Below are 12751 nucleotides of genomic sequence, written 5' to 3'. Positions count from 1 at the left end.
TTCATGAAATTATTAGTACAATCAGATGATTATGGAATCACAAAAGCTGTTTCTCTTGGAATAATTGAAGCAATTAAATTTGGCATTGTGAGAAATACAGGCTTGTTTGCGAATATGCCATGGACCGAGGAAGTTGTTGGACTTATAAAGCCATTCCTGAATAATATTGCCTTTGGTGTTGATTTAAATATCTCAACAGGGCCAGCACTTTTAGATTCTTGTGAAATACCAGGTCTCGTACAAAATGATGGTACTTTTCTTTCTAGTTCTATGAATAGAAAGCTTGATAATGAGGAAAATCATTTTGATCATGTTGTTTATGAAGAGGTCTATAAGGAGTTTGAAGCACAAATTCAAAAATATATTCAACTGGTTGGTAAAAAACCGGACTATTTACACGCACATGCATATGTTACAAAAACAATCACGCAAGCCAGCCGAGATTTAGCAAAGAAATATAATGTTCCTTATTCTATCGATATAATTGAAAACGAAAAAATGGCACCATCAGATATGGGTTGGTACAAATTTCCGCCAACATTAGATCATCAATTACAGTCGAGTCTAAAAGACTATATTATCGAAGATAAAAATGATTATTTACATCATGAATATGGTGTATTAGTTTGTCATTGTGGGTATGCAGACAGCCAATTGTTTAAATTTTCAAGTTTTAATTTATATCGGATTAAGGACTTAGAAGCTATGACTTCTGCTGAAGTAAAAAATTGGTTTGATGAACATAATGTTGAGTTGGTGACATATAAAGATTTTCAAGAACTATAGTATCACATGTCTAGAGTTAGGCATTCAATTACATAACCATTCTCTAGATTATCCTATATATTCATAACTTCATGTGATGCTTTGGATTACATAAATTGAAATGGCTTATTGCTTAAAGAAGCATATCGTTCGTTAATAGTCTGAGTGGTGAATAATTTATATCATTTTCTTTCTGCTGCGGCAATGATATCACTTCCTGAAGGCGATATATTAAGGACCTTTATCTGCTAATGTGCTTGATGTTATAGCTTTTTGTTGTGATTGCTATTGATATAAGTATTCCATCTGTTATCAATGGCTCTTTGAGTACAGGCATTTACAAACGGTTTGTGGCGTTAATGAACTGTCTAACTGGTATCTGTTTTTAAGATACTAGATAATGAAGCTTTTAAGAACGAAAGGTAGGTATTATAATCAAATGATTAATATTAAGGATTATGAAGACGTTGTTTTTCCATCAGATTTTCTTTGGGGCGTATCAACTGCTGGCCAACAAATAGAAGGCAACAACAACTCTTTCTATGACGATGAAGAAACAGCTCCTAAAAAGCCAGGTTATGTAATGGCTGGTAAGGCATGTAACAGCTATAATATGTATGAAGAAGACGTTAAACTTATTAAAGCTATGCATCTTAATACATACCGTATGTCTTTGGAATGGAGTCGTATTGAACCAGTTGAGGGTGAATTTAATCAAGAAGCCATTGAACACTATCATAAGGTTTTAAGTTCGCTTAAGAGGGAAGGCATTCAAGTTGCATTAACGCTACATCATAATTCTCATCCTGTCTGGTTTGAAAAGAAGAAAGCTTTTCGTATCATGGATAACCTTGATTATTGGCTGCGTTATGTAAAGTTAGCTGTTCAGGAATATGATCAATATGTGGATTATTATCTAACATTAAATGAAATTAATATCGTCTTTGAATATTCAAGAGACGAAGGCATCAATCTTCTACAATATCATGCCAAAGCATACCAGCTTATTAAACAATATTCTACAAAGCCAGTTTCACTTCCTCTTAACTATGCACAAAAACAGCCGATGCGTGCATATGATGAAGCTGATCAGATCATGGCACAGTATATTGATTATATGGAACAAGGCTTCTTTATCAATGCGATTCGTACGGGGGAAATCATTGTGCCTGAACATGATGCATTGATGATACCTGAACTTAAGGATTCTGTAGACTTCTGGGCAATTAATGTTTATACTCGTCAGCTGATCAACAGCCGAAAAAAGCTCTTCCGTTTTGATCACTATAATGCCACTCACTTTCATTCTTCTGATGAACCGTTCTTTAGTGATGAGATTTGTCCTGAAGTAATCTATAACGCTATACTTATCACCGAAAATGGCATCGCCACAAGACATGATCGCTATCGTATAATCTATATAGCTTCAATGCTTCAGGCTATTCATCAAGCGATGGACGAAGGAGTAAAAGTGCTCGGCTATTTTCATTGGAGCTTGTTGGACAACTGGGAGTGGGGGTCATATATGCCTAAATTTGGCTTGGCTACTTATGATCATGAAACTTATAAACGTACACTTAAGAAAAGTGGCAAGTTCTATGGTGCAATTGCGAAAGAGGGTAAGCTTACTCAAGACATAATTCAACAATTCTACAAATAAAATTATGAATCACTCGTCTGGAGTGATTCTTTTTATTAGAAAGAAAATAGGATAATAACGATGGAGAAGAAAGATATTCAATGTTGATGGAAGTGGTTTTTGAAATTTCTAGAAATATTCTTGATTGAAAGAAGAAAACATAATATATTATAGGTAGTTATACGACTGGCGGAAGTGGAATTAACCACATGAAGTATAATCGTTGTAGAGCCGACCGTCTGGGCAGGAAGAAGCGCCAGGGGTAGTAGGCTCTTTTTTCGTAAAATTGAATAGGAGGATAAGATGAAGGAACTTGAATTGAAGTATGGCTGTAATCCTAATCAAAAGCCAGCACGCGTTTTCATGGAAGATGGGGATCTTCCTTTCACGGTGTTGAATGGTAAGCCAGGTTATATTAACTTACTTGATGCTCTTAACAGCTGGCAGCTTGTCAAAGAAGTCAAGAAGGCAACAGGTGAAGTCTGTGCGGCAAGCTTTAAGCATGTATCTCCTGCAGGGGTAGCAGTGGGTACACCATTAAGTGAAGTTGAAAGACAAATGTATTTCGTAAAAGAATCTAATGAAGAATTATCGCCAGTCGCAAATGCTTATATCAAGGCTAGGGGTAGTGACCGTATGAGCAGCTATGGTGATTTCTGTGCATTAAGTGATGTCTGTGATGCTGTAACTGCTAAGCTGATTAAGAGAGAAGTCAGCGATGGTATTATTGCTCCTGGATATACTGATGAAGCATTAGAAATCTTAAAGACAAAGAAACGTGGTAACTATTGTGTTATTCAGATTGATCCTAATTATGTACCTGCTGAAATAGAGAGAAAACAGGTCTTTGGTGTAACTTTTGAACAGGGTAGAAATAATATCGAAATTACACCGGACTTATTTACTGATATTGTTTCAAAAAACAAAGACTTACCTGACTTTGCGATTAGAGATCTTATTATCTCAATGATTACTTTAAAATATACGCAGTCTAACTCTGTATGTTATGTCAAAGATGGACAGGCAATTGGTATTGGTGCTGGCCAGCAGAGCCGTATTCATTGTACACGTTTAGCTGGTGATAAAGCTGATAAATGGTATTTAAGACAGTCACCGCAAGTATTAAATCTTCAATTCGTTGATACTTTAAAACGTGCAGAACGTGATAATGCGATTGATGTCTATCTATCAGAAGACTGGGAGGATGTCAATGGTGATGACAACTGGCAGGATACATTCAAAGTACGTCCAGAAGTCTTCACAAGACAGGCACAGAAAGAATGGCTTAAGACAAATAAGAATGTTGTTTTAGGTTCAGATGCCTTCTTCCCATTTGGTGACAACATGGAAAGAGCACATCGTTCTGGTGTAGTCTATGTTGGTGAAGCAGGTGGCTCAGTACGTGATGATAACGTTATTGAAGTTGCTGATAAGTATAATATGGTACTTGCTTTCACACATGTACGTTTGTTCCATCATTAACGAATAAGAGCAGTCCTGATTGCAGGGGACTGCTTTTTTTATTGCTGTTTTTGTAGTCAATAATATGTAAGGCATGATATAATAATATGAATGAAAAAAGGGGAATGAAGAGAAATGCTTTTTATTACTGATGGAGAATTCTTGCGTACTGTCTCACAAAAAAGAAATCAATACTTAGCACGTAAGCTTTATGAATCTGGTGCTGTTACACGTATTCATATTGAATTTGTTCATGATCGTTATGAAATTGTCGGCACAGTATTCGTTAATGATACAATTTATACACCACATATATATGTTACCAAGTACTCCAAGATTATTGAAACAAGCTGTGACTGTGAATTCTATGATGCCTATACAGCCTGTGCCCATGCCGGCGCTGTCATTCTCGCTGTTCAAGACCTTGCTCCAAATCATTTCCCGTTTGATTATGAAGCGGATGTGACTGCAGCACGAAAGCGTAAGGAAGAAGCAGCACTGACATATCAAGAAAAATTAAGACGTGAATGGGAAGATCGTCGTATTAGTGCACTAGAAAGTGTATCTGAGACACTTACAAATGATTTTCGTAATCAGATGTATCAAACATTTTCCGAAAGCCATGAACCAGTACATATAATTGCCTATCATGATTATCGCAACTATTCAACAATTCGCTTCAAGGTCGGCCGTGAACGCTATTATATCATTAAGGATATTGCGCAGTTTATCAGCCGTATGGATAATCATGAATTTTATAACTATGGTAAGAATTTTGCCTGGGTTCATAATTATCAAGATCTTGATGAAAAGAGTAAAAAAATCTATGACTTTATGCGCGCACAGCAACGCCGCAACACTGACTACTACTATGGCAATCAGGCCGTTGGGTTTTCTGGCTATATGGTGGATGCTTTATGTCACTTGCTAGAAGAAAATCCCCAGGCTGTCAAAGATCTTACTATGGTTGAAGATAATGAAAAGATGACCATTAGTACAACTCGCAATGATCGTGATGTTATTTATCGTCTCGATATTAAACATCAAGATGTCCATAATTATTTTGCTGGCAAAAACAATCTCTACTATTTAACCTATGGAAGAAATTATCATTGTATTATTCATTATATTAAAGGTGATGAAAGAGGCATTTTTGTAAAGCTCTTAGAAGCCTTCAATCAAAATAATGATACGATCTATGTCCCATTAAACAAAGAAAATGACTTCTACCGCTATCTCATTTCACCCATCAAGGATGTTATAGAATTCCAGGGTGATATCAATCTCCAAGAAGAAGACCGTCTAGAAATCTATGGCGATATCAATACAGAAGAAGAAGCATACTTCAATGTCCTAGGCATTTATAGTGAAGAAAAGATTAATCTTATAGAAAAGCCTGATACACCACACTCAGCTACAGCTGATCTTGTTTTAAAATATCTTGAAGACCATTCAACAGGTAATGATGAAAACTATTATTATTTTGATACAAGAGTTGATGAGTCTATGGATTTCTTAGATCGTGGTATTGCCTTCTTGCAGAATTATGCTGATATCTATGTATCTGATAATCTTAAGAAGATTGGTACAAAGGCTAAGATGAAAGTAAAGGTAGGTATTACTGTATCTAATAACTTACTTTCTGTTGATATTGATTCTATCGGTATTCCAAAAGAAGAACTTGCCGCTGTAATGAACAGCTTTAAGAAGAAAAAGAAGTATCATAAGCTGAAGAATGGCGAAATGATTTATATTGAGAGTGATGAATTAGCTGAAGTGAATGAGATGATGGATCGTTATCACTTGTTGCCTAAAGACTTAAAAGATGGCCATGTTGATATGAATCTCAATCGTGCTTATTCATTAGATATGACAGCTAATGAAATGAGTCATATTGAAGTTGCTCGTTCTGAAGCATTCAAAGATATCATTGATGAACTCACAAACTATAAAGCTCACCAGCATGAGATTAATGATCAGTTTGGACATATCTTACGTGATTATCAGAAAGATGGCTACCAATGGCTTAGTACGATGACCGATTTACATTTTGGTGGCATTCTTGCGGATGATATGGGACTAGGTAAGACTTTACAGATGATTGCCTTGTTGGAAAATCAGCCTGAGCACTTTAGTATTGTTGTATGTCCAAGTTCGCTTGTTCTCAACTGGAATGATGAGTTTGATAAATTCTCATCGCATTTACGTAATGTCTGTGTCATGGGTTCAGCTGACAAACGTAAAGAAATCATTGAACATGCGAAAGACTATGATGTTTTAGTAACAAGCTATGACTATATCAGAAGAGATATTGATTTATATAAAGGCTTGAAGTTTGATTTTGTGATTCTTGATGAAGCCCAATATATTAAGAACCAACAAACAAAGAATGCCCAGTCAGTTAAAGAACTTGATGGTAAGCAGAAGTTTGCCTTAACAGGTACACCAATTGAAAACTCTCTTGCTGAATTATGGAGTATCTTTGATTTCTTAAATAAAGGCTATCTCTTTAACTATAACTATTTCAAAAAGGCTTATGAAGCACCTATTGTTAGATCGCATGATGAAGAGAAAAGCAATGAATTAAAGAAACTTATCTCACCATTCATCCTGCGTCGTACAAAGAAAGAAGTCTTAAAGGAATTGCCTGATAAGGTTGAAAAAACACTGACTATTGACTTTGAAGAAGATGAACGCAAGCTCTATTATGCCAATCTTGTTGAAGCTAACAAGGAACTTGCAAGCATGGACAGCAAGAAAGACCGTATTGAAATTCTTGCCATGCTGACAAGACTCAGACAGATTTGTTGTGAACCAAGATTAATCATTGATGATGTCAAACATATCTCATCCAAGATGGAAGCAGCTCTTGATTTGATTGATACCTATCATGAAAACAATAAGAAATGTATTGTCTTCTCATCCTTCTCCCAGGTATTGGATTTGATGGCTAGGGAATTACATGAACGTGGTATTAAGTATTATATGTTGACAGGCTCAACGACAAAACAAAAGAGAAAACAAAGAGTGGATGCTTTCCAGAATGATGATTCAACTGTCTTCCTCATTTCCTTAAAGGCAGGAGGTACGGGCTTGAATCTTACAGCTGCTGAAGGTGTTATTCACTTTGACCCATGGTGGAACATGTCCGCCCAGTCACAGGCAACGGACAGAGCTCATCGTATCGGTCAGAAGAATACCGTCTTTGTCTATAAGCTCATCATGAAGGATTCTATTGAAGAAAAGATCCAGAACATCCAGGAACAAAAGAAGAATCTTGCCGATGCCTTTGTTGAAGGTAATGAAGGCGTTATTACAACAATGACTAATGATGAAATCATGAGTTTATTTGAGGAATAAGAAAAAAGCTTACTCATTATTGGGTAAGCTTTTGTTTTGCCACAAGATATGACCATCTTGATCATAGACAGCTTTAACTTCTTTTGTCGAATCAAGGACTTGTGGTTTATCTTTTTTGTAGAGGGGCTGGACGTAACGATCAAAGAATGTTTGGGTAAAGCTTATATGCCATTCTTTTGTTGGACTGTTCTCGATATGGGAGGCATAGGCACTATAAAGCAAGGCGCCATGACCTTTATATTTCATCAACAGCTTACCATTGGCTTCATAGAAAGTGACATCGCTTGAAGGAATGTCATAAGTGATTTTTGTTGAAATATAAGTTGATGAGACAAAAGTGAGAACAATCAATACACAAATTGTAGCTGTAATGATTATTTTACGGTTGATCGTCTTTTTAAGCTTGGTAATGGGCTTTGCTTCTTCAAGCCGCTCGCTATAGTCAATGGGAAGTGTGATATGCGATTGCATATCGTTTAGGATTTTTTGGCATTCAGGACAATGCGCAACATGTTCTTCAACATAGTCTTTAGAAGCATCACTAGAAATATGGTCGATATATAAGGGAATCAGGTCTCTCGTAATTTCACATTCTTTATTCATAATTATCCTCCATATAATGTTTGATTTCATTCTTCGACCGATAAAATATCACCCGTACCCAGTTTTCACTCGTCCCAAAAAGTTCACCAAATACTCTTAAGGTAAAGACTTCTTTGTAGGGCTCTTTCATATTATGCAAGTATTGATGAATCTGCTTAGCTTGTTCGTGTTGGACGAGGGTTTCTTGAAAATGTATTCCGCTATCTTGAATGGGTGAAGCACTAAAGTCTTCCAATATGATACGTTTGTCTTTGCGCTTCTTGTTGTAAAAGATTTGCGGGCAATCGTAAAAAGCCAGGCACGAATATCCTTACGTCCATCAAACGAAGAGATGTTGCTGATGGCTTTCAGCATGGTTTCTTGGGCGATATCCTCAGCTTCATGTGGGGATTTCGATAAACTGTAGGCATAGACATAGATATCGTGGTAATAGGCTACAAGTTCTTCGTCTTTCATTTCTTACCTCCTTCACCTTACTAACATCCCAACTCTTAAAACGTTACAAGAAAAGAGGAAGATCTTAACCTTCCTCAATTTCAAGTAATTCTAAATAACGTAGATTTTTTTCTTCCAAGCCTTCTTCAAGAGCATCACGTTCTTTTGTCAGGCTAGCGATTTCATTAAAGTCCGTTAGACCATTCATTTTCTCATCAATATCCTTGATTCTCTGCTCGTCTTCAGGAATGGACTTGGAAAGTTCTTCAAGTTCTTTCTTTTCAGTAAAACTGAGTTTCTTTTTACGGGTTGCTTTATTGGCTTCTTTGTAGGCTTCTTTATGAGAAACTTTTGTCTCTTTGTCTTCTTCGATAGAGATGGTGTCACTATAGCCCCCATTATGATAAGTGATTGTCTGATTCTTAAAGACAAATAGTCCATCAGCAATACGATCAAGAAAATAACGGTCATGACTGACAGTGATGACAATTCCCTTAAAGCTATCAAGATAATCTTCAAGAATACTGATTGTTTCAATGTCTAAGTCATTGGTTGGTTCATCAAGAAGCAAGACATTAGGACCTTCCATTAGGACCTTAAGTAAATACAAACGTCTTTTCTCTCCACCAGATAAGCGGCCAATAAGAGTATATTGGGCATGATCATCAAAGAGGAAACGCTCGCACATATTTCTTGCCGTTAGAACGCCATCAGCTGTTTCTAGAGCATCACTTGTTTCACGAACATAATCGATGACACGCATGCTTTCATCCATCTCACCAACACCTTGCTTGAAATAACCAATCTTGATGGTGCTGCCTCTGTCAATCTCACCATCATAATCATTTATTTCCCCGGCAATCATATTCATCAATGTACTCTTCCCACAGCCATTAACACCAAGAATACCAATTCGATCATAACGCTTGAATAAATAGCTGAGAGGCTTAAAAAGTAAATGATCACCAAAGGACTTGGAGACATTCTTAAGTTCAATAGTCTTGCTGCCAAGGCGACTTGCCGTATTGATCATTTCAACATTGTTGACTTCTTTAATGGATTCAATTTGTGAGAGCTTTTCAAAACGCTGCAGGCGTCCCTTCTGCTTTGTGCTTCTTGCCTGTGCCCCAGCTCGAACCCATTCCAGTTCCTTTTTCAAGAACTGCTCACGTTTATGCTGGACGGATAGATCAGTTGACTCGCGCTCGGCTTTCTGTTTTAAGAAGGACTCATAGTTGCCTTCATAGCTATACAGCTTACCACGGTCAAGCTCCAGCATGCGGTTGGTAATGCGTTCTAGGAAGTAGCGGTCATGGGTAACCATGAGAATGGCTTTATTGAATTTCTTGAGTGTTTTTTCCAAGTATTCAATCATTGTTGTATCAAGATGGTTTGTTGGTTCATCAAGAATCAACAAGTCACAATCATTCAGCATCACACAAGAAAGGGCTAAACGTTTCTTCTGACCACCTGATAATGGACCAACAAGAGCATCATAATTTTCTATGCCAAACCGATTAAGTGAAGCTTTGAGTTCGAACTCTTTGGCATGAGGGGAGAGCTTTGAAGCTTGCTGGAGTATTGTTAAGTTGTCATCAAGTTCCGGCGTTTGAGGAAGATAGGCAATTCGTGTATCTTTTTTAAAGCTGATATCACCCTGACGTGTTGCAATCATTTTTAACAGGGTGCTCTTACCTGTGCCATTGACACCAATCAAGGCCAGATGATCCGTTTCTTCGATAATGAATTGAAGATGGGAGAAGAGCGTTCTTTCACCAATCGAATAAGATAAATCATTAATTGCAGCTAACATAATTCCCTCCTGTTTTTACGACATTATAGCATATTCTTCTACGTGTACAAACATATCTATTTGTATTATAATTTGTGTACTAGGAAAAAAAGAAGGGTTGTTTAGGCGAATATGGAAAGAACGTACATGAAATTCTCTGGTATCATCAAAGATATCACTTCAAAATCAAAAACCTCTTTCACTCGCCAATCAGAATATATCGGTCTTTATGGTCTTGTAGAAATCTTATATAGCCGGACATCAAACTATACAAAAGTCTTTGCCGTCTTTAAAGGGGCGACAAAACCATACCATTATATTAAAACGACACCGGGGAGTATTACGCAAGATCAAAATGGCTATATCTATCTTACAACAGCCCATCATCGCTATATATTTGAAATTGTTGAAAGCTATAAATAATACTAATTGAATAATAAATGTGACTTATAATCAGTTGTTTATCATCTTCTAAAAAACTAAACTAGTGCTAGGTGATTGAAAAAATGAAGAAAGAATTCACAGTTGAGTATCAGCAGGTGTTGGTTGGTATGAGAATTCGAGAGTTGCGTAAGAAACAGGGAATGTCCCAGGAAGCTCTTGCGTTGAGAAGTGGTGTTGATCGTACCTATATTACTACTTTGGAAGCTGGAACAAGAAATATGAGTATTGTTTCTATCTCAAAGGTATGTCATGGGTTGAATCTATCGCTAGAAGAATTCTTTACGAGTCCTTTATTTGGACAATTGATACAAGATGATACTGAAGAATAAAAAGAGTCTCTGAGCGTTGAAATTGGGTAGGAGACTTTTTTTATATACTTTTTTGTAAGGGCTTATTAAAGATTTAAAATTTTCAAGCAATTTCGTATAAGACTAAACAAAAATGTGTTAGAATTTATTTATATAAAATAATTAAGGAGGATTAAGAAAATGAAATTCTTAAGATGTAATCACTGTGGAAATATTGTTACTTATATTGATGAAAAAACATGCATCCCATCATGTTGTGGTGAACAGATGGAAGTCTTAGCGCCAAATACAACTGATGCTGCAAATGAAAAACATGTACCAGTATGCAACGTAGAAGGAAATGTTGTTAATGTTGTCGTTGGTAGTGTTGAACATCCAATGCTTGAAGAACATTCAATCCAGTGGATTGCCGTTGAAACAAATAAGGGAGCTCAGATTAAATACTTAAAACCTGGTGAAAAACCAGCAGCTCAGTTTGTTTTAGCTGAAGGTGAAGAAGTTGTTCATGTCTATGAATACTGCAACCTTCATGGTTTATGGATGGCTTAATCAAGCATAATATTCACTAATGTTTAGGAGATGATGGTATGGTGAAAGGAAAAATGAAGTCTTTGCTGGTATGTCTGGCAACTGGAACTTTAGCAATAATGGCTATTGCGATAGCGATTATGTTCAGTTTGCCTCATGTACCAATGACAGCCATTTATGTTGTCATTGGTATGGGGGTTATTCAAGAATTATTTATTCTTTGTATAGCCTATTATCTATCGAAGCATGTGGACTATAATGCCCGGGTAACGAATATGCAGAATGTCGCTTTTTCAAGAGCGAGCAGGGATATCCGTACCTTGATGAATTCCATTCTCAACTTCTCATCTCCTGAACTCACTGAAAACTATAATCCTCAGGAAATGTTGAATAGCCTTTCAAAAATCAATAATGCCGGTCTCTATTTAATGACGGTAGTGGATGATTTGATGGCAACATATCATGTTTCTGATCAGGAAATTGTTCTTAAAGAAAATCCAACTACAATTGAGAATGTCTTTGGTCCGATTGTTGAACTTGTCAGTGAACGCTTTGCAGCTAAGAACCAGGTCTTTGATGTCGAATATATCAATATTGATAAATTTCGTTATGTTCTTGTTGACGCTCCAAGAGTACAACAGGTCGTGATGAATTTATTGACAAATGCCAATAAATATACACCAGAAGGCGGACATATTCTATTCAAGGTCGAAGGAGCAAGCGGCGAAGGCAATACACTAGATCTTACCATTACTGTCAAGGATGATGGTCAGGGTATAAGTAAGCGCAAGCTCAATAATCTCTTCAAGAAAGATCCTAACCAGAAATTCAATGAAGGGCATTATGAATTAGGACTGGCAATTGTTGCTTCGCTCGTTAATCAGATGAAAGGCACAATTACATGCACATCCAAGGAGAATGAAGGCAGTGAATTTGTTGTAAAGTTTAACTGGGCTTATTGTCATAAAAACAGCTATGCTTCAACAAAACGTGACTTCTCCATTCTTCGCGGAAAGAACATTCTTGTTGTAGAAGATAATGAGATGAATGCAGAAATTACCAGAGCCATTCTTGAAAAGGAAGGCATGATGATGGATTATGCGAAAGATGGTGCTGAAGGTGTTGCGATGTTCACCCATGCCATGCCCCATACTTATGATGCCATCTTGATGGATATTCGTATGCCAGTTATGGATGGTATTGAAGCTTGTAAGAAGATTCGTTATTCAACTCATCCAGAGTCAAGCATCATTCCTATTATTGCCATGACAGCCGATGTCTATGAAGCAGATTATCAGAGCAGTACTGATGCTGGAATGGATGGCTATATCACAAAACCACTAGATCCTGAAGAATTATATATCACATTAAGTAATTCTATTCGAAGTTAGAGAGATTTCTCTAACTTTTTTTCTA

General features: G+C 36.7%; 11 protein-coding genes and 1 riboswitch. Of the genes, 8 read left to right on the top strand and 3 right to left on the bottom strand.

Annotated elements, in window-relative coordinates:
* Positions 1-3: 3 nt before the first annotated feature.
* The 4 genes from T529_RS0104040 to T529_RS0104025 all read left to right on the top strand — a co-directional run bounded on the left by T529_RS0104040 (position 4) and on the right by T529_RS0104025 (position 7225).
* On the top strand, positions 4-786 hold the full coding sequence (locus tag T529_RS0104040; protein WP_033162340.1) for a ChbG/HpnK family deacetylase: 783 nt from the start codon (positions 4-6) through the stop codon (positions 784-786).
* 418 nt (positions 787-1204) lie between these two features.
* Positions 1205-2425, top strand: a complete 1221-nt coding sequence (locus T529_RS0104035) for a glycoside hydrolase family 1 protein (RefSeq protein ID WP_033162339.1) — start codon at positions 1205-1207, stop codon at positions 2423-2425.
* A 151-nt stretch (positions 2426-2576) separates the two neighbouring features.
* Positions 2577-2656: riboswitch (ZMP/ZTP riboswitch) on the top strand.
* Positions 2657-2707: 51 nt separating this feature from the next.
* The gene (locus T529_RS0104030) at positions 2708-3886 is read left to right on the top strand and encodes a phosphoribosylaminoimidazolecarboxamide formyltransferase (protein WP_033162338.1); all 1179 of its coding nucleotides are present in this window, start codon (positions 2708-2710) and stop codon (positions 3884-3886) included.
* Positions 3887-4000: 114 nt separating this feature from the next.
* The gene (locus T529_RS0104025) at positions 4001-7225 is read left to right on the top strand and encodes a DEAD/DEAH box helicase (RefSeq protein ID WP_033162337.1); all 3225 of its coding nucleotides are present in this window, start codon (positions 4001-4003) and stop codon (positions 7223-7225) included.
* A 9-nt stretch (positions 7226-7234) separates the two neighbouring features.
* On the opposite strand, the gene T529_RS0104020 is transcribed toward T529_RS0104025, so the two are convergent.
* The 3 genes from T529_RS0104020 to T529_RS0104010 all read right to left on the bottom strand — a co-directional run bounded on the left by T529_RS0104020 (position 7235) and on the right by T529_RS0104010 (position 10076).
* Entirely contained in the window at positions 7235-7828 is a 594-nt protein-coding gene (locus T529_RS0104020; protein WP_033162336.1) for a zf-HC2 domain-containing protein, read from the bottom strand.
* 126 nt (positions 7829-7954) lie between these two features.
* Positions 7955-8284 carry an RNA polymerase sigma factor gene (locus tag T529_RS12285; RefSeq protein WP_051646843.1) on the bottom strand — a complete coding sequence of 110 codons (330 nt, stop codon included), beginning with the start codon at positions 8282-8284 and terminating at the stop codon, positions 7955-7957.
* A gap of 64 nt (positions 8285-8348) precedes the next feature.
* Complete coding sequence (locus T529_RS0104010) at positions 8349-10076, bottom strand: ABC-F family ATP-binding cassette domain-containing protein (protein ID WP_033162335.1); 1728 nt, start codon at positions 10074-10076, stop codon at positions 8349-8351.
* A 111-nt stretch (positions 10077-10187) separates the two neighbouring features.
* Between T529_RS0104010 and T529_RS0104005 the strand changes: the two genes are divergently transcribed.
* The 4 genes from T529_RS0104005 to T529_RS0103990 all read left to right on the top strand — a co-directional run bounded on the left by T529_RS0104005 (position 10188) and on the right by T529_RS0103990 (position 12726).
* Entirely contained in the window at positions 10188-10478 is a 291-nt protein-coding gene (locus tag T529_RS0104005) for a hypothetical protein (RefSeq protein WP_074732487.1), read from the top strand.
* An 83-nt stretch (positions 10479-10561) separates the two neighbouring features.
* Positions 10562-10828: a helix-turn-helix domain-containing protein gene (locus T529_RS0104000; protein ID WP_033162333.1), complete on the top strand. Its 267-nt coding sequence runs from the start codon at positions 10562-10564 to the stop codon at positions 10826-10828.
* A 159-nt stretch (positions 10829-10987) separates the two neighbouring features.
* Positions 10988-11356, top strand: coding sequence for a desulfoferrodoxin family protein (locus tag T529_RS0103995; protein ID WP_033162332.1), 369 nt, complete (start codon positions 10988-10990; stop codon positions 11354-11356).
* Between the two features lie 38 nt (positions 11357-11394).
* The gene (locus T529_RS0103990) at positions 11395-12726 is read left to right on the top strand and encodes a response regulator (protein WP_033162331.1); all 1332 of its coding nucleotides are present in this window, start codon (positions 11395-11397) and stop codon (positions 12724-12726) included.
* Positions 12727-12751 lie beyond the last annotated feature (25 nt).

It is taken from the genome of Sharpea azabuensis DSM 18934 (assembly GCF_000702165.1).
GTDB lineage: Bacteria > Bacillota_I > Bacilli_A > Erysipelotrichales > Coprobacillaceae > Sharpea > Sharpea azabuensis.
Note: the sequence above shows the minus strand (reverse complement) of the source record. Positions and strands in the feature narration are given on the sequence as shown.